Consider the following 22,745-nt stretch of genomic DNA (forward strand, 5'->3'; position numbering starts at 1 on the left):
CCGCGGTCAGACCGGCGGCTGGCCGCGGACGGCGCGGGCGATCATCGCGACGATGAACAGCACGATGAAGACGAAGAACAGGATCTTGGCGATGCCGACCGAAGCGCCGGCGATGCCGCCGAAGCCGAGAAGACCGGCGATCAGAGCGATGACGAGGAAGGTGAGAGCCCAGCCGAGCATATCGGAAACTCCTTGATTAGGGATGGCGCGGCAGAGGCTCTGCCGGCCGCTCGAACCCCAAACGTCGCTCCGGCCACGGAAGTTCCACGACCACCGCACGACGGGTTGCAATTCACGCAACGCTCCCCCGTGCGCGCGCGGGCACGATCGCGCCGGTGTCGAATCGCCCCCGGACGCGGGCGAGGATCGCGATCCAACCAACTGTCATCGCACGGAAATCCACCTTCCCTGCCCGCACCCCGACGGCCGGGACCCGGCGGACAACTCATCCATAGGTCTCATTGCCTGCGATCCGCCGGACGCCCATACCTTGGACATTCGGTTCAAAAAGGAGTCCGAGAAAATGGCCTGGAGCAAACCCAAAGCCCGCGAAATCCAGTGCGGCATGGAAATCAACATGTACGGCCCCGCCGAGGATGAAGGCGCCCGCCCGCTGATCTGATCGCGCCGACCCGGCCCGCCTGAGTGCCGGGGACGCTCACCGGACAGTTCACCGGGAAAGGCCTGCGCGATGCGCCTCAAGGTACTTGGCGCCGCTGCCGGCGGCGGACTGCCGCAATGGAACTGCGGCTGCCGCAACTGCGCCGACGCCCGATCGGGACGACTGCCACGGATGACCCAGTCGTCCGTGGCCGTTTCCGCCGACGGCCGCGACTGGGTGGTGCTGAACGCCTCGCCCGACATCCGCGCGCAGCTGACCGCCACGCCCGAGCTGTGGCCGCGCGCGCTGCGCGACAGCCCGATCGCGGCGGTGATCTGCACCAACGGCGACATCGACCATCTCGCGGGCCTGCTGACGCTGCGCGAAAGCCAGCGCTTCGACCTCTGGGCCACCGGCGCGGGCCTCGGCGTGATCGAGGGCGACCGCGTCTTCGGGGTGATGAACCCCGACCACGTCGCGCGCCGCCGCATCACGCTCGACCAGCCGTTCGAACCAGTGCCGGGCCTGCGCGTCACCGCCTTCGCCGTGCCCGGCAAGGTCGCGCTGTTTCTCGAGAGCGACAGCCCCGACCCCCAGCGCCTCGGCGAGGAAACGGTGGGGCTGCGACTGCAGGCGAACGGGCGCACCGCCTATTACATCCCCGGCTGCGCCGCGCTGCCCGACTGGCTGGTCGCGCGCCTTGCCGATGGCGACCTGCTGCTGTTCGACGGCACGGTCTGGACCGACGACGAGATGGCCACGGCCGGCACCGGCACCAAGACCGGGGCACGGATGGGGCATCTCGCGATTTCGGGGCCCGGTGGCAGCCTTGCGCGACTGGCCGCGCTGGCGTCGCGCAAGGTGCTCATCCACGTGAACAACACCAACCCGGTCCTGCGGCCCGACGGGCCCGAGCGGGCCGCGATCGAGGCCGCGGGATGGACCGTGGCGCAGGACGGACTGGAGATCACCGCATGAAGGACGTCACGCAAACCGCGGCCACCCCTGAAGAGTTCGAGGCGCGCCTGCGCGCGATCGGCGCCGCGCGCTATCACGACAGGCACCCGTTCCACCACCGCCTGCACGGCGGCGGCTGCACCATCGACGAGGTGCGCGCCTGGGTGATCAACCGCTTCTACTACCAGTCGCGCATCCCGATGAAGGACGCGGCCTTCCTCAGCCGGGTCGAGGATCCGACCCTGCGCCGGATCTGGCGCGGCCGGATCGAGGATCACGACGGCACCGCCGAGCGGCCCGGCGGCATCACCCGCTGGCTGAAGCTGGCCGAGGGCGTCGGGCTCGACCCCGATTACGTGCTGTCGTGCGAGGGCGTGATGCCCGCCACCCGCTTCGCCGTCGACGCCTATGTCCGCTATGTCCGGGACGAGCCGCTGCTGAAGGCCGTCGCCGCCTCGCTGACCGAGATGTTTGCTCCTGCGATACATGAGGAACGGATCGCAGGTCTTTTGAAACACTACGCTTTCGCGAACCAGGAAACCACGTCCTACTTCCGTCACCGCCTGTCCGAGGCGCCGCGGGAAGTGGCCTTCGGGCTGCAATGGGTGCTGGATCGCGCGACGACGCTGCGCGACCAGGATGACGCCGCCGCGGCGCTGACCTTCAAGACCGAGGTGCTCTGGGCGCAGCTCGACGCGCTGTGGGGCGGCTATGTCGCGCCCGGGCGGATCCCGCCGGGCGCCTGGCAGCCGGGCGAGGCGCTGCTGCCCGGGGCCCGGCCATGAGCGGCGGCGTGCCGGTCCTGCCGCGCGGGGTGCGCTGGCGCTGGGACCCGGTGCGCCGGACCCATGTGCTGCTTGGCCCCGAACGCGCGCTGATGCTGGACGAGATCGGCCATGCCGTCATCGCCGAGGTCGACGGGCTGACCGACATCGACGGCATCGCCCGCCGGCTGGCCGAGCGCTATGGCGCGCCCGAGGCCGAGATCCGCGCCGACGTGGCCGAGTTCCTGGGCGGCCTTGCCCGGTCGCGCCTGCTGGAGATGCGCCCATGACCGCGCCGCACCGCCATGTGCCCCGCCCGCAGCCGCCGATCGCGATGCTGGCCGAGCTGACGCACCGCTGCCCGCTGGCCTGCCCCTACTGCTCGAACCCGCTGGAGCTGACGGCGAAGGACCGCGAGCTGTCGACCGCGCAATGGTCCGCGATCTTCCGCGACGCCGCAGCGCTCGGGGTGCTGCAGCTGCACCTGTCGGGGGGCGAGCCGGCCTCGCGCCCCGATCTCGCGGCGCTGGTCGCGGCGGCGTGCGCGGCGGGGCTTTACACCAACCTGATCACCTCGGGGATCGGGCTGACGCCGCGCCGGCTGCAAGAGCTGGACGCCGCCGGGCTCGACCATGTGCAGCTGTCGGTGCAGGGCGTGCGCGCCGACATCGCCGACCACGTGGGCGGCTATGCCGGCGGCTTCGCCCGCAAGATGGAGATCGCGGCAGAGATCGGGCGGCTGGGCCTGCCGCTGACGCTGAACGCGGTGATGCACCGCGCCAATCTCGACGACCTGCCCGCGACGCTGGAGCTGGCGCTGCGGCTGGGCGCACGGCGGATCGAGGTCGCCTGCGTGCAGTTCCAGGGCTGGGCTCTGAAGAACCGCGCCCAGCTGCAGCCGACGCGCGACCAGGTCGAGCGCGCCAAGGCGCAGGTGGCCGAGGCGCGCGCCCGGCTTGACGGGCGGCTGGTGATCGATTTCGTGCCGCCCGACTATTATTCCGACCTGCCGAAGGCCTGCATGGGCGGCTGGGGGTCGACGGGCCTGAACATCGCGCCCGACGGCCGGGTGCTGCCCTGCCACGCGGCCGAGACGATCCCGGGGCTGGCGTTCCAGAACGCGACCGAGGTGCCGCTGGCCGAGATCTGGTATGCCGGCCCCGCCTTCGACGCCTTCCGCGGCACCGACTGGATGCCGGCGGGCTGCCAGGCCTGCGACCGGCGCGACATCGATTTCGGCGGCTGCCGCTGCCAGGCGATGGCGGTGCTGGGCGACCCGGCCGCGGCCGACCCGGTCTGCCGGCGCACGGCCGGGCGCGCGGCGCTGGACGCGGCGCTTGCGGCCGAGGGCGACAGCGCCGCGCCCTACGACTATCGCCGGATGCCGAAGCCGGTCAAAGCCACGGCAGCGCGGTGAGCGCGACGATCACGAGCCCGCCCGCGACCTGAAGCCCGCCCGCCACCGCGCGGGCGCGGCCGGTATCGGCCCGGGCGCCGGCCCAGGCCAGCCGGCGCGCCACCAGCCCGCCGGTGATCGCCAGCGCGTTGAACGCCGCGGTGCCGCAGCCCATCGCCAGCACCGCCAGCGCCCCGGTCCCCGGGATGCCGAAGCGCCAGGCGATCACCAGAAGGAAGATCGCCCCCGTGCAGGGCCGCGCCGCGACCGAGCCGACCAGCGCCGCGGTCTCGCGCCAGCCCTGTGCGCGCGCGACCTCTGCCGGAGCGGGGCCGTGGTTGTGATCACAGCCGCAATGATGGTGGTGGTGGTGGTGGTGGTGCGCGCCGCGGGCCGTCAGCGCGCGCAGGCCGCGCCAGACCAGCGCCGCGCCGATCAGCGCGATCGCGACCCGGCTCGCGGTGGCAAGCCAGCCCTCGGCCAGCCGGCTCGCATCGGCGGAGCCGAGCGAGAACAGCCGCACCCCCACCGCCACCAGCACGATCGCCGCCAGCGCCTGCGCGAGGCTCGCCGCGGCGCCGATCGCGAACATCTTCGCCGCCGTCGCGCGCGAGGCCATCGCCGCGCCGCCCAGCACCACCTTGCCATGCCCCGGCCCCAGCGCATGCACGAAGCCATAGCCCGCCGCCAGCGCGCAGAGCGAGGCGACCGCATGCGGCTGGCCGGCCTGGATCGCGCGGATCGCGCCGGCCATGGCGTTCTGCACCTGAAGCTGGCGCGCCGCCGCCCACTGGAAGGCCGCCGCCGCATGGACCCCGCCCGCCAGCCAGGCCAGCGCCGCCGCCAGCCCCAGCGCCAGCGCGACCGGGACCACGACCCCGGTCAGTCGCATTGCAGGCGGATCTCGTCGGCGAAGCGGGCGCCGATCTCGGGATCGTCGGGGATCTCTTCCTGCGACAGCGCGGCGAGGGTCGCCATGATCCTGCGATCGGCATTGCCGGGCTCGAACGGGATCACCCGGGCTTCGCAACCGGCTGGAAGCTCGCCCGACAGGCCCTTGATCGAATAGGCGTAATAATAGCTGGGGTCGTAAAGCTTCAGGCTGGCCGCGCCCAGCCGCGCCGGGTCGGCCAGCGGCAGATCGAAGCTGACCTCGACCCGGTCGCCGACCATGCGCGCGGTGCCGTTGCGCGGCCGGCCCAGCGCGCGCGGGGCGCCGTCGACCCACAGGTAGGTGTCGCCCTCGTATTCGGGCGGCCAGTCGGTCTCGCCCTCGGCCACGCGGGCGAGGTCCCCGGCATCGAGCTGGCCGTCGCCATCGGCGTCGAGCGAGAGCTGGTCGTAAAGGACGAGCGTGGTGAAGGCGTCGTAGAGCCAGCTGATCCGCAGCCCCGCCAGCCGCCCCTCGGCGTCGAAGGCGAAGCCCGCGTGGCTGTCGGCGAAGACATGCGGATGCGCCAGCGCCGGCAGCGGCGCAAGCAGGAGGGCAGAGGTGAGGGTCGCGCGGATCATGCCCGGATGGCTAGCCGCCCCGGGCCCGCGCGTCCAGTCACCGATGGGCGATCACGACGTCAGCCAGTCCGCCAGCGCCGCCGTCACCGCCTCGGGCTGTTCCAGTGTCGGCAGGTGGCCCGCGCCCTCGATCTTCAGGAACTGCCCGCCGGGCATCAGGTCGGCCAGCAGTTCGTGCCGGCGCACCGGGCAGACGGTGTCGGCGGCACCGCACAGCACCAGCGACGGGATGCGCGTCGCGCGCAGGGTCTTGTGATAGTCGGGCCGGCGCATCAGCGCGCGGGCCTGGGTCACGTAGCGCTCGGCCCCCTGCGCCTCGGCCATGTCCAGCAGCATCGCCCGGGCCGTCAGGTTGGTCTCTCCGGGCGCGAGCGCGGCCTCGGGCACCTCGTCCATCACCACCTCGGCCAGCCGGCCGCTGCGCGCGCGCACCATCCGCGCCTCGCGCTCGACCGCGGTCTGGGCGCCCTCCGGGAAGGGGTTGATGTCGAGCAGCGCGATGCGGCTGACGCGGTCGGGCGCGCGTTCGAGGATCTCGAGCGCGACGACGGCGCCCAGCCAGTGCCCGGCCAGCGCGAAGCGCTGCGGCGCATCGTCGAGCACGGTCAGCGCCATCTCGCCCACGGTGTCGCCGCTGCCAAGGTGCGCGACCTGCAGCATCCGGCCCGTCGAGAGATGCGCGATCTGGTGCCACCACAGCCGCGCGTCGGTCATCAGGCCCGGCAGCAGCAGCAGCGGGTCGGAGGAGGTGTCAGCCATGCGTGTCGATCCAGGCGGCGATGAGCCCGGCCGTCGAACGCACCTGCGAGGGCGAGAGCACATGGCCGGACAGGATGTGGCGGTCGGGATCGTCGGCGCCGGTCAGGCGGCGCTCGACGACGTCGGGGGCGCGGCCGCCGGGACCGCGGCCCCAGAGCGCGGCGATGCGGCGGATCTCGGGGACCGAGACGACGTGGTCGTCGGGGCTGAAGACGATCAGCGCCGGCAGGCCGACGCGGGAATAGTCGGCGCGCGCGGCCCGGCGCGCGGTCCAGCCCATCGGCACCAGCGCCGAGGGCGGGTAATGGCAGGTCCAGTAGCGGCCGTGCGCCTCGCTCACCGGCGGCAGGCCGACCTCGCCCCCGAGCGCGAGCCTGAGCCAGTGGCGCGCCAGCGGCCAGTTCACCCGCTGCCAGTTCGGCCGGCCAAGGCCGAAGTTCGGCGACAGCAGCACCACGCCCGCGATCCGCGCCGCCAGCCGGGGGTCGGCCGCCGCCAGCGCGGCAAGGCTGCCGCCGGTCGAGCAGCCGATGAGCCAGACCCGCTCGCCCAGCCGTTCGCCGACCGCGATCGCCTCGGACAGATCCTCGAGCCAGTCGGCGGCGCGGGGCTCGGCCATCGCCGGGCCGCCGCGGCCGTGGCCGTGCAGCCGGGTCAGGAACAGGTTCGCCCCCAGCGCCTCGGCCGCCAGGTCGAGCGTCGGCTGCAGCTCTTCGCCCGAGGCCGAGAAGCCGTGCAGATAGACCAGCGCGCGGGCGCTGCGCTCGCCGACGGCACCGGCCCAGCGGATCCGCTTCTGGCAGCCGGGCACGATGTCGGGCCAGGCGGCCTCGCTGCGCACCAGCCAGTCGGTCAGGCCGCGGCAGTCCGGCAGCTCGCGCAGGTCGAACCGCGGGCGGCGGCGCACCCGCGGCCCCAGCAGCCGCAGCCGCGGCTTCGCCCCCGGCGCCGCGGTCACCCCGCGCTGGCCGAGCGGGACCGGAAGCCGGGTCATCCGGCCGCCCCGAGGCGCGCCGTCACCTCCGCCACCGCCCCCAGCATCAGCGCGAGGCAGTCGGGGCTGGAAAAGCGGTGGTCGGCGCCCTTGACCAGCGTCAGGCGGATGTCGTCCGAGCCGGCATGGCCCAGCAGCGCGAGCGCGACCGAGACCGGCACCTCGGCATCGGCGGTGCCGTGCAGCAGCCGCACCGGCCCGGGCAGCGGCAGCGGGCTGCGCAGCACCAGCCGGTCGCGCGCCTCCTCGATCAGGCGGCGGGTGATCGGATAGCTGCCGTCGGGCGGGGCCGGCTGGTCGATCGCGCCGTCGCGCAGCAGGCTCTCGCGCTGCGCAGGCGTGAACGAGGCCCACATCAGGTCCTCGGTGAAATCGGGCGCGGCGGCGATGGTCACAAGGCCCGCGACACGTTCGGGCCGGGCGCGCGCCACCAGAAGCGAGATCCACCCCCCCATCGACGAGCCGACGAGGATCTGCGGCCCCTCGGTCAGGGTGGTGATCGCGGCCAGCGCATCTTCGTACCAGTCGCCGATCGCGCCGTCGCGGAAGGCGCCGCCGCTCTGGCCATGGCCGGAATAGTCGAAGCGCAGGAAGGCGCGGCCCTCGGCCTCGGCCCAGGCCTGCAGCGCAAGCGCCTTGGTGCCCTCCATGTCCGACATGAACCCGCCGAGGAACACGACCCCGGGCCCGGTTCCCTCGGTGCGCCGGAAGGCGATGGTGCGGCCCTGCGGGCTGGTGAAGGTCTGGGTCATGCCTGTCGCTCGTCTTGCGGGACCGCGCTTGCCGGGCGGCTTGGCCAGAGCCTAGCGCCCGGACCCGGGGCATTCAACGGCCCGCGGGCGCCGGGCGGGTGCCCGGGGGCCAGAGAGGGGGCCAGAGTGGGCTGCCTAGCGGGCGCCGGTTGTGCGGCAAGTATCGAAATCGCGCAACCCGCTGTGCGAGAATATGGATTATCAACTCATCCTTTGCGTGCATAGTGTGACGCAAGGGTCGGAAAACGGGCCCATCGGTAAGGACGAAGACGACTCGGCCCCGGCCCCTGGGAGAATGACTGGTGAAGACGTTGAACGACGCGAAGACGCGCCCCGGCAAGGTATCCGGGCCGCGCAATGGCCTGTTGGCGCTGTTCCTTCTGGGCACGCTGCTGGCGACGCTGGTTGCCACCGCGGCGATCGCCCTGATCTGACCGCCCGCCCGCGCCTTGCGGGCCGGTCCCGCACAGGCCGGACGCAAACACGGGACATGTGAACCGGACACGCCACCAGCGCGGGCCACCAGCACAGCCCACCAGCTCAGGCCGCCAGCGCGGGTGGCCATTCCCCGCCCCAAGGCGCGGCGCCCGGACCGGGCGCGCCCCGGGACAAAGGGACGGAAGGATGGCCCGGATCGGCGGCGGGACCCGCGCGCAAGCAGCTTCCAGATCCGGTGAAGACCCGATCCCAACTGCCTGGATTTCCTGAAGATATCGCGTCTGATCCTGTCACCGTTCCCAGCCCGAGGGGGGAATGGTGGGCGACCCTGGAATCGAACCAGGCATGGGTCTCCCCGGCGGAGTTACAGTCCGCTGCCGCACCTTGCAGCACGTCGCCCGACGCTGGCGGCGGAATATCGGAGCCCCCCGGGGGCGTCAAGCGGGTTTTTCCCGCGTGGCGCGACCGGTGCGGGATGCCCCGACGGCAGCCCCCGCAGCCCTGCCCCGGACCGCGCGCGCCCGTACCTGTGCCCGTGCCAGTACCCGTGCCCGTACCCGTGCCTGGCATCGTGGCGGGACGGGCCTTTCGCTTCGGCCCTTCGTTTCGCCTTGCGTCTCGCCCTTCGTTTCGATTGTGCGGCGCGCGCGAACCGGCTATCGCCGGGGGCATGAAAAAACCGACCTGGGTCATCGACAAGGAACGCGCCAAGCGCAAGGCTGAGGCCGAGACGCTGTGGCTGTTCGGCATTCACGCCGTGCGCGACGCGCTGGAAAATCCCGCGCGCGAGAAGCTGCGGCTGGTGGTCACCAAGAACGCGCTCGACCGGCTGGGGCCGGTGGTCGAGGCCTCGGGGCTGGAGCCCGAGGTCATCGACGCGCGCGTCTTCGACAAGACGGTGCCGCTGGCGGGCGACAGCGTGCACCAGGGGGCCGCTCTCGAGGTGAAGCCGCTGAAATGGGGCAAGGTCGCCGATGTCTGCATCGACGGCGCCGGCCTGCCGCTGGTGGTGATGCTCGACCAGGTCACCGATCCGCACAACGTCGGCGCGATCCTGCGCTCGGCCGAGGTGTTCGGCGCCCGCGCGGTGATCGCCACCGCCCGCCATGCCGCGCCCGAGACCGGCGCGCTGGCCAAGACCGCCTCGGGCGCGCTCGAGCGCCAGCCCTACCTGCGGGTGACCAACCTGTCGGACGCGATGCAGGAGCTGCGCGAGATGGGCTATTGGCTGGTGGGTCTGGCCGGCGAGGCCGAGGCCGATCTGGCGCCGGCGCTGGCGCAGGCGGGTTCGCGCCCGGTGGCGCTGGTGCTGGGGGCCGAGGGGCCGGGCCTGCGCGAGAAGACCCGCGCGACCTGCGACGTGCTGGCCCGCATCCCGTTCGCGCGCGACTTCGGCTCGCTCAACGTGTCGAACGCGGCGGCGGTGGCGCTGTACGCGGCGGCCACACGATAAGGTGTTGCCGCGTGCGGGGCCCGGGGGTTCCGCGCGGCCGTCGCGATCGCCATCTTGCGCTGGCCTGCCCAAGGAGATCCGCTTGTCCCCGACGCTGCCCGCCACCGCCCGGCCACCCGTGCCGTTCCCAATCCTGAGCCACGCCCTGCGCGGGCGCCGCCGGGACAGGGATCGGGATCGGGGCCTGATGCCGGTGCTGCGGCTGGCGCTGGTCGCGCTGGCCTGCGCGCTGGCGCTGGCGGTGCCGGTCCCGGTGCAGGCGAAATCCAAGCATTTCGCCTCGGAGGGCGGGGTGGCGATCGCGGGCCACGACCCGGTCGCCTATTTCTCGCAAGGGCGCGCCGCCGCGGGCGACGCGGGCCATGCGCTGCGCTGGCGCGGCGTCACCTGGTACTTCGCCAGCGCCGAGAATCGGGCGAGCTTCGAGATGAACCCCGCGGGCTATGCGCCGCAGTTCGGCGGCTGGTGCCCGGTCGCGCTGGCCGAGGGGCGGCTGGCCGCGGGCGATCCCGACCTGTTCCGGATCCGCGCCGGCAAGCTTTACCTGCTTGAGACGCCGCAGGCGGCCAGCCGGTTCGACGCGGGCGACGGCCGGATCCTCGACGCGGCCGAGGGCGCATGGAAGGCGATTCCGCGCAAGTGACCGGCCGGCGCCGGGGCAGCTGCGCCATCGCGGCGGCGCGCGCAAGTCACGCGCAGGTAACAAAATCGGGATGGTGGCTTTAACGCCACAGGGAAGCTGCTATATTGAGCCTTGGAAGACGGCAACGGAACTGTCGTGTTTCTCTTCACTGTCCCTCGTTCCGCCACTTGCGCCCGGGTCTGTCCCGGGCGCTTTTTTCTTTTCCGGCAGCGCCTTAGGCGCCCGGCCACAGCGGCGGCAGCACGACGCGGCCGCGGGTCTCGGGCGCCAGCAGCTCCTGCGCATCCTCCCAGGCGAAAGTCAGCTCGCTGCGGGTGCCGGCATCGAGTCGCGCGACCGACCGGCCGCCCATCCGGGTGTAGAATCCGACCGCCGGCAGGTTGCGCGCGAGGACCTGCACGCTGGCCGACCAGTGGCCGCGCCGCGCCAGCACCCCGGCCCCCGCCGCCAGCAGCCGCCGCCCCAGCCCCCGCCCCTGCACCGTCCGCAGCAGGTACAGCGCCCAGACCTCGCCGTCATGGCCCATCTCGGCCAGCGCCGGGTGCCGCTGCGCCCCGGCGGTGACGAAGCCCGCGGGCAGCCCGTCGGCCAGCAGGATCGCCGTCTCGGCCGGCAGCCGGCCCGCCGCGGCGGCGTCGAGGTCGCGCGCCCAGGCCTCGGTGCGGCGGGTCTCGTCCAGCCGCGCCACCTCCTGTGGCAGCAGCGCGGCATAGGTCTCGCGCCAGGCGGCGACATGCAGCCGGCCCAGCAGCCGCGCGTCGCCGGGCGCCGCGGCGCGGATCTGGATCACCGGCCGCGCCGGAGGGGGTGTGGCCGCCCTGCTCATCGCCGTCTCCGCCTTCGCATCTTCCCTTTTGCGCGCCATGCCCCAGATTGAGATCTCACGGCCCGCCACCGCCGGCCCGGGCGGGCCGGCTGCCATCAAGATGGGGAGGAAGACCCGCGATGACCAGCACCGATGCCTTCATCCGCGACACGCTGCACACCACCCGGGTGATCGCCGTGGTCGGCGCCTCGGCCGATCCCGACCGTCCCTCGCACTATGTCGCGCGCTACCTGCAGGAGCAGGGCTATCGCGTGATCCCGGTCAATCCCGGCGCGGCCGGGCAGCAGATCCTGGGCGAGCCGGTCTTTGCCAGCCTCGCCGAGATCCCGGCCGAGGCGGCGGTCGACATGGTCGACATCTTCCGCCGCCCCGAGGCCGTGCCCGCGATCGTCGACGAGGCGATGGCGGCGCTGCCGGGGCTGCGCACGATCTGGATGCAGATCGGCATCACCCACCCGGCCGCCGCCGCGAAGGCGCGGGCCGCGGGTCTGGGCGTGGTCGAGAACCGCTGCCCCCGGATCGAGATCCCGCGCCTGTTCGGCAGCCGCAGCCCGCTGACGCCGCCGGTGGGCTGAGCGGCGCCGGTCGCGGGCGGCCGCCGTCTTCCGGGCACCGCAGTCCTCCGGGGGTTGGGGGCGTCTCGGCCGCCTGCCTGCGAAAAATCCTGCCTTGATCGGCACTTCCGGGTTGCAACCGCGGCGCGGGGGGTGATCATCGCGCCCGCCGCCCCCAGCCCCGTGCCGTGCAGCGCCGAGGGGGCCTGTCCCGGAGCCGATCGCCATGACCGACCGCAGCACGCCCAAGATCCTGATCGTCGATCCCGTCGGCCTTGCCGCGGGCCCGGACGGCCGGCCCGACACCGCGGCGGTGCGCGCCCATGTCGCCGCGCGCGGCGGGCGGTTCCACGATGGCCCGCTGGGCGCGGATGCGCCCGAGCCGGGGGTCGCGCATTTCTACTACTGCCCCGATCTGTCGACGCCCGAGGCGCTGCGCGCCGTCGCCGGCGGTGGCGCCTATGACGCGGTGATCGCGGCGGCGACCGCCCTGCCCGCCGACCTGCCCTTCCCCGAAGGCGGCGTGCGCATCGGCGCGGGCACCGGCAACATGGGCTGCGACAGCTGGGGCGGCGGCGACGGCACGGGGGGCGCGGCGCCGCTGATGAACACCCCCGGCCTCAACGCCACCGCCACGGCGCAGATGGCGTGGAAGGCGCTGATGGCGGTGCGCCCCGACCTGCCGCTCGCCACGCTCAACGACCTGACCGCCGAGGGCGCCTTCGACACCGGCCGCGACCTTGCCCGCTTTCCGACCGCCAAGCTCGAGGGCTGCCGGCTCGCGGTGATCGGGTATGGCAACATCGGGCGCGAGGTCGCGAAGCTTGGCCGCGCCTTCGGGATGCGGGTCGCGGTCTTCGCCCGCCCCCGCCACCGCGACTGGATCGAGGCCGAGGGCTTCGGCTTCGCCGCCACGCCCGAGGCCGCCGCCGCGGGGGCCGACGTGCTGTCGGTGCACCTTGGGCTGGGGCCGAAGACCCCGGAGGGCTTCGCCAATGCCGGGCTGATCGGTGCGGCGGTGCTGGGCGCGCTTGCGCCCGGGGCGGTGGTGCTGAACTTCGACCGGGGCGAGCTGGTCGATGCCGACGCGCTGGCCGCGGGCCTGGGGTCCGGCGCGCTCGGCCATGCCGCGATCGACGCGGACCTGTTCCGCGATGCCGCGACCGGGGCGCTGTCGGGGCCGATGCTGCCCTATCTGGCGCTCGCGCAGCGCTTCCCCGACCGCCTGACGCTGCTGCCCCATGCCGCCGCCGACACCGACCATCCGACCCGCGTCGCCGGCGCCTGCCAAGCGATCGACCAGATCCTGGGCGCGATCCGCGACCGGCGGGTGGTGAACCTGAAGGGCGATCTGCCGCCCGGCTATGTCGCGGGCGGCACCACCCGGCCGCACGGCGTCGGCGGGCTTGCCGCCGGGGCGCTGGCCGCGCTGCCCGCCGCGCTGCGCGGCGCCCTCGCGGCCGAGGCCGCGACCCTGCAGCGCGAGATCGGCGCGCTTGGCCGCGATCCCGCCGGCGCCGATGCCCGCGCGCTGATGCTGGCCGCGAACCGCCTGCAGACCCTGATGGCGCAGGCCGGCCTCGCCGGTCCGCTGCTGCCCTGACCCCTCCCGGAGACCGACGATGACCGCCCGCCTGATGATGCTCGACCCCGCCACGCCCGAGCGGCTGGACCGCCTGCGCCCGTTCCTGCCCGAGGGCTTCACCATCGCCACCGCCTCCGGGCGCGATCCGCAGGCGCAGCTGGAGGCGATCCGGCAGGCCGAGTTCGCGATCACCGGCGACGTGCCGGTCAGCGCCGAGATGTTCGCCGAGGGCGCCCGCTGCGGCCTGCGCGCGGTGCAGAAATGGGGCGTGGGCTATGACAACATCGACCTCGACGCCGCGCGCGCGGCCGGGGTGCGGGTGATGCGCACCACCGGCAGCAATGCCGTCGCGGTGGCCGAGACCGCGCTGGCGATGATGCTGGCGCTGAACCGCAACATCGTCGCGGGACATGCGGGCGTGACCGGCGGCGGCTGGCCCAAGGGCGCGCTTGGCGCCACGAGCATGATGCTGTCGGGCAAGACCGTCGGCATCCTCGGCTTCGGCTTCATCGGCCAGGCGCTGGCGCGGCTGCTGGCGGGCTTCGGCTGCGAGATCCTCTATACCAAGCGCAGCCCGCTGCCCGCGGCCGAGGAGGCGCGGCTGGGCGCGCGCGCGGTGACGCTCGACGCGCTGCTGGCGCGGGCCGACGTGCTGAGCCTGCATTGCGAGCTGAACGCGCAGACACGCGGGCTGATCGACGCGGCGGCGCTGTCGCGGATGAAGCCGGGCGCGATCCTGGTGAACCTCGCGCGCGGCGGCGTGGTGGTCGAGGCCGATCTCGCCGCGGCGGTGCGCTCGGGCCAGCTGCGCGGCGCCGGCGTCGACGTCTTCGCGACCGAGCCGGTCGAGCCGGGCAACCCGCTGGTGGGTCTGGAGCGGGTGATCACCACCCCGCACCTGGGCGCGATGTCGGCCGACAACTTCGCCCCGACCGTGACGCGGATGATGGCGAACCTTGCCGCCGTGCACCGCGGCGAGGCGCCGCCGGCGGGCGACGTCCTCGTCTGACCGGCCGGCCCCGGTTTTCAGGCCCGGTCGCACGGCACCGGTCTCAGGGCCGGTCTCACGGCCCAGTCTCACGGATAGCACCGCCCCCAGGTCGTCGCCCGCGACGGTGCCGCCCCGGCCGGTGCCGTCGGGGCCGCGGGCGGCGCGCCATGGGCCGCGCCGGGCAGCCGGCGGTCACCGCGCCGGTGCACCGGCCGTGCGGCCGCGGGTCCGGGCCAGGTGCCGGGCCGCTCCCCCGCGCCCGCGCCGGCCAGCAGCGCCGCGCCAAGGCCGCGCCCCGCGGGCCAGGGGCCGAAGCCGCTTTCGACATTGATGTGCCCGGCATGGCCGAGGTCGGTCAGCCCCGCGCCCAGGCCCTGCGCGAACTCCGCCGCCTCGGCCGCGCCCATCCAGGGGTCGTTGCGGCTGGCCACCACCCGCGCCGGCACCGGCAGCCGGCCGCGCGGCAGCGCGCCGAAGCCGCAGGTGCGCGCCGAGCGCGACGGCTCGGCCGGTGCGACCAGAAGCGCCCCCGCCACCGGCAGCCCCGGCCAGCGCAGCAGCGCCCGCGCCGCCGTCACCGCGCCCAGCGAATGCCCGACGATCAGCGCGCCCGGGTGCTGCAGCACCGCCCCCGCAAGCTCGGCCTCCCAGTCCTCGGCCACGGGCCGGTCGGGCGCGCGCCAGTCCAGCAGCAGCGCCCCCGGCGTCACCGCCGCCCACCAGGCCTGCCAGTGCGCGGCGCCCGAGCCGTCGAGGCCGGGCACGAGTAGGATCTTGGTCATCGCGTCTCTCCCCGGGCGCCCGTCGCGCCCCGATGCATGGTCAACGCGAAAACTCTACCAGTCCGGTCGTGAATTTCGGTTCCAAAGCCCGGCCCGCGCGGAGGCGATCGCGGCTGCGCCGCCCCCGCGCGGGAGAGGGAATGACTACCGGCGTCCATCCGCCACCCGTGCGGCCCCCCCCCGCGCAGTCCAGGGTCGCGGCCCACGGGGCGGCGCGCTTCGTGCCGCGGCGCGGCTTGCACGCACGCCGCGCCCGCCCTATATCTTGCCCTGTTCGGGGCTTGCCCCGGGCTATGGACATAAACGCGCTCGGAATAAGCGGCTCGGACCCGGGGGCGGTACCCGGCGGCTCCACCAAACCCTGTCTTGTTGGGACAGTCTGGGGCCGAAATAGGATCGACGAACGTCTAAAGGGGTTAGCTTTGTCCCGGTGAGGTACCACCGTTATCGGTCCGAAACGTACAGTTGCCAACAACAACCGTGCTCCGGCAATGGCTCTGGCTGCGTAAGCAGTTCGGGTCGCCGAAACTAAGTCCTTGCGCTTAGCCGCGTAAGGCGGGGTTCGCAGGTACCTGGCAACAGAAACCTGCACTTACCCCCCCTTTCGTGCCCCGCAGGGCCGGTGTCGCGGCGTGCTCGGACCCGTGCCGGGACCTTGGCCGGATGTCGCTTGCGACCGGCTCCGGGCGGTGCCGCATCCTGCGGCAGCCGGCGGAATTCCCCCATCCTTTCGGATCGCCCGGCGCGCTCGGGACTTTGTCCGTTAACCGAATCATGCGCAGGATGGTGAATGCACATCACCTCGCGTCTCGCTGCCATTGGCACAGCGGTCGCCTGCGGAGCCGTTTTCGCCGCACTTCCCGACCGCCCCTCGCGGGCCGATACCCGTTGCGACGTGGCCCTCGTGCTGGCCATCGACGTCTCGGGCTCGATCGACACCGCCGAATATCGGCTCCAGACCGACGGCCTGGCGCTTGCGCTTTCCGACCCCGACGTCACCTCGGCCCTGGTTTCGGGCGGTGCGGCGGTGATGGTCCTGCACTGGTCCTCGGTGTTCCAGCAGCAGGTGGTGATCCCCTGGCGCCGGATGCAGGAGCCCGGCGATGTCGAGGCGCTCGCCCGCGACGCGGGCCAGCTGCGCCGGTCGTTCTCGCGCTCGGACACCGCGCCGGGCGAGATGATCGCCGCGCTGCCCGCGCTGTTCGAGAGTGCGCCCCCCTGCCTGCGCCGCGTCGCCGACATCTCGGGCGACGGGCCGGTCAATGCCGGCCGCCCGGTGCCGCCCGAGACCCGCCGCGCGCAGCAGGCCGGCATCACCCTCAACGCGATCGCGATCGAGGATCGCGGCTCGGGCAACCCGATCACCGAGTTCTACCGCCGCTATGTCATCACCCCGGACGGCTTCGTGATGACCGCGCGGGGCCTTGGCGACTATGCCCCGGTGCTGCGACGAAAGCTGCTGCGCGAGCTGGTGATCCCCACCGGGTAACCCGCCCGGCCCCGCCCTTCCCGGGCGCGCGCTCCCCGGGCGTGACCGGCCCGCGGCCCGCGTTCTGGCCCGACATGGTCCTTCGCCGCACCGCGTTGGCCGTCGCGGGACAAGGCGAACGGCGGTCGGATGGCTGGCGGACGGCTGGCGCACGGCTGGAGAATGGCCCCCGAAACCGACCGACGCCCGGCCGGCCGCTGCGACCGGCCGGGGCAGCGACAGCCCTGCTGCCCCCCGGGCGCCGGAGTGGCGGCGTGGGCCCGGTGCCGGTCTTTTGCGCGGCCCGGCGTCCTCAACCAGTCCCCTGATCCGCCCCCGTCCGACCGGCCCCCAGATACCGGTCCCCAGATCCGGTCCCCAGATACCTGTCCCCAGAACCGGCTCCCGGATTCTGGCCCCCATATACCGGGGCCGGATGCGGACCTCAGATGCGGACCCAAGTTACGGGCCCCGAGCGGCTTCCTGATCGGCCCCGTCGACCGGCCCCCTTCACCCCCTCCCCCTGATCCGGACCCGGACTTGGACCGGACACCGGACCGCACCCGGGCTGCCCGTCGCCAAGCCCCACCTATGGCCCCGTGTCTGGCCCCGCGCCCGGTCTCGCCTCTGGCCCCGCGTCTGGCCCCGCGTCTGGCCCCTCTTCTGGCCCCGCGTCCGGTCCCGCCTCTGGACCCGCGTCCGGATCCGCGTCCGGGCACGGCGTCGGGGCGGCTTGGGCGGCGGCCCGTGCCGGGCGGTGCCCATCCGCGTTGCAGGATGCGGCACGGGGGGGCGCGAAACCGGCGCCGGGGCGCCGTCGCGCCCGCTGCCGGTGCGGCGGACCTTGCCCTTTCCGCCCGCCCGGCTAGGGTCCGCGCATGGACCAGACCGACCCGATCGTCTCGCGCATCCGCCGCGCCTTTCCCAAGCACGACTTCCGCGAGGTGACCGCGCGCCGTGACGGTCTCGACTGTCTCGGGATCGAGCTCGACCACGACTGGATCGCGAAGATCCCGCGCCATGCCGCCGCCGCCGACCGGCTGCGCCGCGAGGCGGGCCTGCTGCCGCTGATCGCCGCCGCCGTGCCGGTCGCGGTGCCCGCGCCGCGGCTCGACGACTGGCAGCCGCCGATGACGCTGCACCACAAGATCCCGGGCGAGGCGCTGACGCCGGCGCTCTACGCGCTGCTGACCCCGGCCGAGCGCGACCGGCTGGCGCAGGAGCTGGCGCGCTTCCACCTCGGGCTGCACCGGATGGACCCGGCGCCGCTGGCGCGGCTGGGCGCGCGCGAGGTGCCGGCGCTGCTGGACGTGGCCGCGATCCGCGCCGCCGCGATGCCGCTGCTGCCCGCCGCGATGCGCCCCCGCGCGGCCCAGAGCCTGCGGATGATCGACGAGCTGGGACCCGACCCGCTGGGACAGGTCTTCGGCCATTTCGACGGCCATGGCGGCAACATGGCCTATGACCCCGACACGCGGCGGCTGAACGGGCTGTTCGACTTCGCCGATGCGGGATTTGGCGAGCTTCACCGCGATTTCGTCCCCGCGGGCTTCGTCTCGCCGGACCTGTCGGACCGGCTGGTCGCGGCCTATGCCCGCGAGAGCGGCCTTGCCGTCGACGCGGGCCGGGTGCGGCTGCTGACCGCGGCCCACCGGCTGTCCGAGCTGGCCGAGGCCGCCGACATGCCCGAGGCGATCCCGGGGCGGATCCGCAGCCTGGCGCAGTGGCTCAACGCCATGCCCGCGCCGGGGGCGGTGGCGGTGGCGGGATCGGGCGCTAGCGCCGCGGCGCTGCCCGGGCGCGCAAATCGGCGAGGATGAACAGCCGGATCGCGGTGGCCAGCCCGGTGTCGGGATCGCGCGCATCGTCGATCTCGGCCGCAAGCCGGTTGACCGCGATGTCGCGCGCCGCCGCGATCTCGCGCAGCGCCTGCCAGAACGGGTCCTCGAGCGTGACCGAGGTGCGGTGCCCGTGCAGCGTCAGCGAGCGCTTGACCGGTGCGCTCACGGCCGCCGCTCCATCCGCAGCACCGGCTCGCCCGCGATCTCCGTCGTCGCGGTGACGACGAAGCCGAGCCGCTCGTAGAAGCCGCGCGCGGTGAGCGAGGACTGCAGCCGCAGGACCACGGCCGGGCCCCCGTCCGCACCCCCGTCTGCGCCCGCCGCCTCGGCCAGCCGCGCCATCAGCGCCCGGCCGATGCCGCCGCGCTGCGCGGCCGGCGCGACGAAGAGGCTGCGGATCTCGGCCCCGCCCGCGTCGCGCACCAGCGCCCCGGTGCCGAGGATCTCGCCCCCCCGCTCTGCCACCAGGACCTGCCGCGTCGCGATCTGCACCGCCACCGCCGCGTCGTCGAAGCCGGCGAGGATCCGGGCCAGGATCTCGGGCGGGTAGTCGGGGCCGTTGCTGGCAGCGATCGTGGTGCGGATCAGCGCCGCCACCGCCGGCGCATCGCCCGGGCCCGCCGCACGGATCGCGACGCCGGCGGCCACGCGCCGGTGGCCCGCCACCAGCGCCTCGGCCCGCGCGGCGCGCAGCGCCTCGGCCTCGCGCTCGGCCCGGGTGCGGCCGAATTTCGCGGCATTGGCATCGGCCTGCGCGCGCGCGTCGCGACGCGCCCTGTCCTTGCGGAACCGGTTGAGGTTGATCGGATCGGGCATGGCGTGACCCCCGGGCGGTTGCGGGCTCTGGTTCGGGCGGCGAAGGCGGGGGCGCTGCCCCCGCACCCCCGGGATATTTGAACAAAGGCGAAAAACAAAGGGCCGCGCGCGCGAGGCGGCGGCCCTTCGGCGGGGAGGTGAGGCGGGATCAGTCCTCGGGGCCGACCATCAGTTCCGGGCGCACGATGCGGTCGAAGGTCTCGGCGTCGACGAAGCCGAGCGCGATCGCCTCTTCCTTCAGGGTGGTGCCGTTCCTGTGCGCGGTCTTGGCGACCTTGGTGGCGTTGTCGTAGCCGATCGTGGGCGCCAGCGCCGTCACCAGCATCAGCGATTCCTTCATCAGCTTGTCGATGCGCGGCAGGTTCGCCTGGGTGCCGACCACCATGTTGTCGGTGAAGGACCCGGCCGCGTCGCCCAGAAGCTGCATCGACTGCAGCACGTTGTAGGACATCATCGGGTTGTAGACGTTCAGCTCGAAATGGCCCTGCGAGCCGGCGAAGCCCACCGCCGCGTCATTGCCGAAGACATGGGCGCAGACCATGGTCAGCGCCTCGGCCTGGGTCGGGTTGACCTTGCCCGGCATGATCGAGGAGCCGGGCTCGTTCTCCGGCAGGATCAGTTCGCCCAGGCCCGAGCGGGGCCCCGAGCCCAGAAGCCGCAGGTCGTTCGCGATCTTGAAGAGCGAGGCCGCCACCGTCTTCAGCGCGCCCGAGAACATGACCATCGCGTCATGGGCGGCGAGCGCCTCGAACTTGTTCGGGGCGGTGACGAAGGGCAGGCCGGTGATCTCGGCGATCTTCGCCGCGATGGCCGTGTCCCAGCCCTTCTTGGTGTTGAGCCCGGTGCCGACGGCGGTGCCGCCCTGCGCAAGCTCGTAGATCGCGGGCAGGCACATCTCGACCCGCTTGATCCCGTTTTCCACCTGCTTGGCATAGCCGCCGAATTCCTGGCCCAGCGTCAGCGGCGTCGCATCCTGGGTGTGGGTGCGGCCGATCTTGATGATGTCCTTGAATTCCTCGGACTTCGCGGCCAGCGCCTTGTGCAGCTTGGTCAGCCCCGGGATCAGCACGTCGCGCGCCATCATCCCGATCGCCACGTGCATCGCCGTGGGGAAGGTGTCGTTCGACGACTGGCCCATGTTGCAGTGGTCGTTCGGGTGCACCGGCTTTTTCGAGCCCATGGTGCCGCCGAGGATCTCGATCGCGCGGTTCGACACGACCTCGTTGGCGTTCATGTTCGACTGCGTGCCCGAGCCGGTCTGCCAGACCACGAGCGGGAAGTTGTCGTCGAACTTGCCCGCGACGACCTCGGAGGCCGCCTGCACCATCGCGCGGCCCAGCGTCGCGTCCAGCGCGCCGGTCGCCATGTTGCACTCGGCCGCGGCCTGCTTGATCACGCCCAGCGCGCGCACGATGGCCACAGGCTGCTTTTCCCAGCCGATCGGGAAGTTGATGATCGACCGCTGGGTCTGCGCGCCCCAGTACTTGTCGGCGGGAACGTCGAGGGGACCGAAGCTGTCGGTTTCGGTGCGGGTCGCGGTCATGGGCCTGTGCCTCCCGGATGTACTACGGCCCCGGGATAGGAAATCCCGGGGCCGATTGCAATTGGTATGCGAGTGTATACGGGCGCTAACATCGGCTGCGCGCCCGGCTTTTCACCGGGCGGGGCCGCAGCCCCTCGTTCGAGCGGGCCCTTGCCTGCGCCCGCCCTTGACTTGCGCCCGTCCTTACTTCCGCCAGGTGTCGAGGCGCACGACCTCGGCATCCTGCTTCGGCGCGGGATCGTCCTCGGGCTCGTCCTCGTCCTCGTCGTCCTCGTCGGTCTCCTGCGTCTCGAAGCGCAGGCCGAATTCGACCGAGGGGTCGACGAAGGTGCGGATCGCGTCGAAGGGGATGTAGAGCGGCTCGGGGCTGTCGCCGAAGTTCAGCGTGACCGCGAAGCCGGCGTCGTCGACCTCGAGCCCGTCGAACCAGTGCTGCATCACCACCGTCATCTCGTCGGGATAGCGGTCGCGCAGCCAGTCGGCCAGCTGGGCGTCGGGGTGGCTGGTGTCGAAGGTGATGAAGAAGTGGTGCTGGCCCGGCAGGCCGTTCTGCGCCACGTCCTCGAGAACCTCCTGGATCAGACCGCGAAGCGCCCGGTGCATGAGGTTGCCGTAATCGATGTTGCGCGCCATGACATATTCCCGAGCGGTCGTCCTTTCCCCGAGCATAGGGGATTTGGATGCGAAGGAAAGTGCCCCTTCGTCGGGGGGCAAGGCGGGGCGCCGAGGTGGGCACCGAGCCGGGGGCCGAGGGGACGGCCGTCACCCCCCCGGCGGCGGCGCCACCCCCGCGAGCGTCAGCGCAAGCCCGGCCAGCGCGGCGCCGCCCAGCACCCAAGGCAGCCCCAGCCGCAGCCGCAAGAGCGCCACCCCCGCGCCCAGCGCGATCAGCCCCGCGCGCCAGTCGAATCTGGCCGGATCCGGCCGCGGCAGCGCCAGCGGCCCGTCGCCGAGCCGCCCGAACAGCAGGTGCAGCGCGAAGACCGCGGCCAGCGTGGCGATGACGCCGACCACCGCCGCCCCCACCCCCGCCAGCGCCCCCGCCAGCCGCGGCCGGCCGACGATGCGGTCGAGATGGGGCGCGGCGGCGAAGACGAACAGGAACGAGGGCAGGAAGGTCACCCACAGCACCAGCGCCGCCGCGGCCAGCGCCAGCCCCCAGCCGCCCTGCCCGTAGCCCGCGAGGAACCCCACGAATTCCGTCACCAGGATCAGCGGCCCCGGCGTCGTCTCGGCCAGGCCCAGCGCGTCGATCATCTGCCCGGTGCTGACCCAGCCGCGGCCCTCGGCCAGCTCGGTCACCATCCAGGCCAGCAGCGCATAGGCGCCGCCGAAGGACAGCACCGCGAGGCGCGAGAAGAACAGCCCGAGGTCCAGCAGGAAGCCCCCGCCCGCCAGCCACAGCGCCGCGAGCGGCGCGGCCCAGGCCAGCGCGCAGGCCGCGACCGCGACCCCGGTCGGCCGCCCCGCGGGCGCGGCCGCGCCGCGCGGCGCCGGCCGCAGCCAGAGCGCGCCGCAGGCCGCCGCCGCCAGCAGCACCGCCGGGAACGGCAGCCCGACGACGAACAGCGCCACGAAGGCCGCCGCCGCGATGGCCCGCGCCAGCCCCGACCCCAGCGCGCGGCGCGCGACGCGCAGCAGCGCCTCGATCACCACCGCGACCACCGCGGCCTTCACCCCGAGAAACAGCCCCGCCACCCAGGGCAGCCCGCCCCAGGCCAGATAGGCCGCGGCCAGCGCCGCGATCAGCACCGCCCCGGGCAGCACGAACAGCGCCCCCGCCACCAGCCCGCCCGCGACCCCGCCGCGCCGCCACCCGGCCCAGGTCGCCAGCTGCATCGCCTCGGGCCCCGGCAGCAGCATGCACAGCGACAGCGCCGCCAGATAATCGGCCTCGGTGCACCAGCGCCGGGTCTCGACCAGCTCGCGGTGCATCAGCGCGATCTGCGCCGCCGGCCCCCCGAACGAGATCAGGCCGATCTTCAGGAACACCCGGACGATCTCGTGCATGCGCCATCCCCCCCCCGTCGTCCCGCCGCGGCCGTCCCGCCGTGGCCGTCCCGCCGCCAT

General features: G+C 73.5%; 26 protein-coding genes, 1 tRNA gene and 1 other RNA gene. 14 read left to right on the forward strand and 14 right to left on the reverse strand.

What is annotated here, in order from left to right:
* Positions 1-6: 6 nt before the first annotated feature.
* Positions 7-180: a DUF1328 domain-containing protein gene (locus tag V8J39_RS04815; protein WP_336459711.1), complete on the reverse strand. Its 174-nt coding sequence runs from the start codon at positions 178-180 to the stop codon at positions 7-9.
* A 343-nt stretch (positions 181-523) separates the two neighbouring features.
* Between V8J39_RS04815 and pqqA the strand changes: the two genes are divergently transcribed.
* The 5 genes from pqqA to pqqE all read left to right on the forward strand — a co-directional run bounded on the left by pqqA (position 524) and on the right by pqqE (position 3,739).
* The gene (gene pqqA, locus V8J39_RS04820) at positions 524-622 is read left to right on the forward strand and encodes a pyrroloquinoline quinone precursor peptide PqqA (protein ID WP_336459712.1); all 99 of its coding nucleotides are present in this window, start codon (positions 524-526) and stop codon (positions 620-622) included.
* Positions 623-691: 69 nt separating this feature from the next.
* A complete protein-coding gene (pqqB, locus tag V8J39_RS04825; protein WP_336459713.1) occupies positions 692-1,579 on the forward strand; it encodes a pyrroloquinoline quinone biosynthesis protein PqqB in 888 nt (295 codons plus the stop codon).
* The gene (pqqC, locus tag V8J39_RS04830; protein ID WP_336459714.1) at positions 1,576-2,343 is read left to right on the forward strand and encodes a pyrroloquinoline-quinone synthase PqqC; all 768 of its coding nucleotides are present in this window, start codon (positions 1,576-1,578) and stop codon (positions 2,341-2,343) included. The genes pqqB and pqqC overlap by 4 nt, the downstream gene beginning before the upstream one ends.
* Positions 2,340-2,612: a pyrroloquinoline quinone biosynthesis peptide chaperone PqqD gene (gene pqqD, locus V8J39_RS04835; RefSeq protein ID WP_336459715.1), complete on the forward strand. Its 273-nt coding sequence runs from the start codon at positions 2,340-2,342 to the stop codon at positions 2,610-2,612. The genes pqqC and pqqD overlap by 4 nt, the downstream gene beginning before the upstream one ends.
* Positions 2,609-3,739: a pyrroloquinoline quinone biosynthesis protein PqqE gene (gene pqqE, locus V8J39_RS04840; protein ID WP_336459716.1), complete on the forward strand. Its 1,131-nt coding sequence runs from the start codon at positions 2,609-2,611 to the stop codon at positions 3,737-3,739. The genes pqqD and pqqE overlap by 4 nt, the downstream gene beginning before the upstream one ends.
* Here pqqE and V8J39_RS04845 read toward each other — a convergent pair.
* The 5 genes from V8J39_RS04845 to V8J39_RS04865 are packed head-to-tail and all read right to left on the reverse strand — an operon-like array spanning position 3,717 to position 7,735.
* Positions 3,717-4,610 (reverse strand): nickel/cobalt transporter, encoded by an 894-nt coding sequence (locus tag V8J39_RS04845; protein ID WP_336459717.1) that lies wholly within the window; start codon positions 4,608-4,610, stop codon positions 3,717-3,719. The two genes, pqqE and V8J39_RS04845, sit on opposite strands and share 23 nt — an antisense overlap.
* Positions 4,601-5,230 carry a DUF1007 family protein gene (locus V8J39_RS04850; protein ID WP_336459718.1) on the reverse strand — a complete coding sequence of 210 codons (630 nt, stop codon included), beginning with the start codon at positions 5,228-5,230 and terminating at the stop codon, positions 4,601-4,603. Before V8J39_RS04850 ends, V8J39_RS04845 begins: the two co-directional genes overlap by 10 nt.
* A 51-nt stretch (positions 5,231-5,281) precedes the next feature.
* Positions 5,282-5,989, reverse strand: a complete 708-nt coding sequence (locus tag V8J39_RS04855; RefSeq protein WP_336459719.1) for an alpha/beta fold hydrolase — start codon at positions 5,987-5,989, stop codon at positions 5,282-5,284.
* Complete coding sequence (locus tag V8J39_RS04860; RefSeq protein ID WP_336459720.1) at positions 5,982-6,983, reverse strand: alpha/beta hydrolase; 1,002 nt, start codon at positions 6,981-6,983, stop codon at positions 5,982-5,984. Before V8J39_RS04860 ends, V8J39_RS04855 begins: the two co-directional genes overlap by 8 nt.
* Positions 6,980-7,735, reverse strand: a complete 756-nt coding sequence (locus V8J39_RS04865; protein WP_336459721.1) for an alpha/beta hydrolase — start codon at positions 7,733-7,735, stop codon at positions 6,980-6,982. The genes V8J39_RS04860 and V8J39_RS04865 overlap by 4 nt, the downstream gene beginning before the upstream one ends.
* A 302-nt stretch (positions 7,736-8,037) precedes the next feature.
* On the opposite strand from V8J39_RS04865, the gene V8J39_RS04870 reads away from it, so the two are divergent.
* Entirely contained in the window at positions 8,038-8,169 is a 132-nt protein-coding gene (locus tag V8J39_RS04870; RefSeq protein ID WP_336459722.1) for a hypothetical protein, read from the forward strand.
* 320 nt (positions 8,170-8,489) lie between these two features.
* Here V8J39_RS04870 and V8J39_RS04875 read toward each other — a convergent pair.
* Positions 8,490-8,573, reverse strand: a tRNA-Tyr gene (locus tag V8J39_RS04875).
* Positions 8,574-8,843: 270 nt separating this feature from the next.
* On the opposite strand from V8J39_RS04875, the gene rlmB reads away from it, so the two are divergent.
* On the forward strand, positions 8,844-9,626 hold the full coding sequence (gene rlmB / locus V8J39_RS04880; protein ID WP_336459723.1) for a 23S rRNA (guanosine(2251)-2'-O)-methyltransferase RlmB: 783 nt from the start codon (positions 8,844-8,846) through the stop codon (positions 9,624-9,626).
* Positions 9,627-9,813: 187 nt separating this feature from the next.
* On the forward strand, positions 9,814-10,269 hold the full coding sequence (locus V8J39_RS04885) for a YHS domain-containing (seleno)protein (protein WP_336459724.1): 456 nt from the start codon (positions 9,814-9,816) through the stop codon (positions 10,267-10,269).
* 214 nt (positions 10,270-10,483) lie between these two features.
* On the opposite strand, the gene V8J39_RS04890 is transcribed toward V8J39_RS04885, so the two are convergent.
* Entirely contained in the window at positions 10,484-11,095 is a 612-nt protein-coding gene (locus tag V8J39_RS04890; protein WP_336459725.1) for a GNAT family N-acetyltransferase, read from the reverse strand.
* 119 nt (positions 11,096-11,214) lie between these two features.
* On the opposite strand from V8J39_RS04890, the gene V8J39_RS04895 reads away from it, so the two are divergent.
* The 3 genes from V8J39_RS04895 (at position 11,215) to V8J39_RS04905 (ending at position 14,243) form a co-directional block, all read left to right on the forward strand.
* A complete protein-coding gene (locus V8J39_RS04895) occupies positions 11,215-11,670 on the forward strand; it encodes a CoA-binding protein (protein ID WP_336459726.1) in 456 nt (151 codons plus the stop codon).
* Between the two features lie 205 nt (positions 11,671-11,875).
* On the forward strand, positions 11,876-13,252 hold the full coding sequence (locus V8J39_RS04900) for an NAD(P)-dependent oxidoreductase (protein WP_336459727.1): 1,377 nt from the start codon (positions 11,876-11,878) through the stop codon (positions 13,250-13,252).
* A 19-nt stretch (positions 13,253-13,271) separates the two neighbouring features.
* Positions 13,272-14,243: a 2-hydroxyacid dehydrogenase gene (locus V8J39_RS04905; protein ID WP_336459728.1), complete on the forward strand. Its 972-nt coding sequence runs from the start codon at positions 13,272-13,274 to the stop codon at positions 14,241-14,243.
* A gap of 68 nt (positions 14,244-14,311) precedes the next feature.
* Here V8J39_RS04905 and V8J39_RS04910 read toward each other — a convergent pair whose 3' ends face one another.
* Positions 14,312-15,007: an RBBP9/YdeN family alpha/beta hydrolase gene (locus V8J39_RS04910; RefSeq protein ID WP_336459729.1), complete on the reverse strand. Its 696-nt coding sequence runs from the start codon at positions 15,005-15,007 to the stop codon at positions 14,312-14,314.
* Positions 15,008-15,239: 232 nt separating this feature from the next.
* On the opposite strand from V8J39_RS04910, the gene ssrA reads away from it, so the two are divergent.
* From ssrA to V8J39_RS04925, 3 genes are all read left to right on the forward strand, one after another.
* Positions 15,240-15,600, forward strand: a transfer-messenger RNA (tmRNA) gene (gene ssrA, locus V8J39_RS04915).
* Positions 15,601-15,797: 197 nt separating this feature from the next.
* Complete coding sequence (locus tag V8J39_RS04920) at positions 15,798-16,496, forward strand: DUF1194 domain-containing protein (protein WP_336459730.1); 699 nt, start codon at positions 15,798-15,800, stop codon at positions 16,494-16,496.
* 857 nt (positions 16,497-17,353) lie between these two features.
* Positions 17,354-18,295 (forward strand): phosphotransferase family protein, encoded by a 942-nt coding sequence (locus V8J39_RS04925; RefSeq protein ID WP_336459731.1) that lies wholly within the window; start codon positions 17,354-17,356, stop codon positions 18,293-18,295.
* On the opposite strand, the gene V8J39_RS04930 is transcribed toward V8J39_RS04925, so the two are convergent.
* The 5 genes from V8J39_RS04930 to chrA all read right to left on the reverse strand — a co-directional run bounded on the left by V8J39_RS04930 (position 18,252) and on the right by chrA (position 22,685).
* Positions 18,252-18,482 carry a ribbon-helix-helix domain-containing protein gene (locus V8J39_RS04930; RefSeq protein ID WP_336459732.1) on the reverse strand — a complete coding sequence of 77 codons (231 nt, stop codon included), beginning with the start codon at positions 18,480-18,482 and terminating at the stop codon, positions 18,252-18,254. The two genes, V8J39_RS04925 and V8J39_RS04930, sit on opposite strands and share 44 nt — an antisense overlap.
* Positions 18,479-19,132, reverse strand: a complete 654-nt coding sequence (locus V8J39_RS04935; protein ID WP_336459733.1) for a GNAT family N-acetyltransferase — start codon at positions 19,130-19,132, stop codon at positions 18,479-18,481. Before V8J39_RS04935 ends, V8J39_RS04930 begins: the two co-directional genes overlap by 4 nt.
* 148 nt (positions 19,133-19,280) lie before the next feature.
* Positions 19,281-20,675, reverse strand: coding sequence for a class II fumarate hydratase (gene fumC / locus V8J39_RS04940; RefSeq protein WP_336459734.1), 1,395 nt, complete (start codon positions 20,673-20,675; stop codon positions 19,281-19,283).
* A gap of 183 nt (positions 20,676-20,858) precedes the next feature.
* Positions 20,859-21,308, reverse strand: a complete 450-nt coding sequence (locus V8J39_RS04945; RefSeq protein WP_336459735.1) for an SspB family protein — start codon at positions 21,306-21,308, stop codon at positions 20,859-20,861.
* 129 nt (positions 21,309-21,437) lie between these two features.
* Positions 21,438-22,685 (reverse strand): chromate efflux transporter, encoded by a 1,248-nt coding sequence (gene chrA, locus V8J39_RS04950; RefSeq protein ID WP_336459736.1) that lies wholly within the window; start codon positions 22,683-22,685, stop codon positions 21,438-21,440.
* Between the last annotated feature and the right edge of the window lie 60 nt (positions 22,686-22,745).

The sequence above is a fragment of the Frigidibacter sp. MR17.24 genome, assembly GCF_037095655.1.
Lineage (GTDB): Bacteria > Pseudomonadota > Alphaproteobacteria > Rhodobacterales > Rhodobacteraceae > Frigidibacter.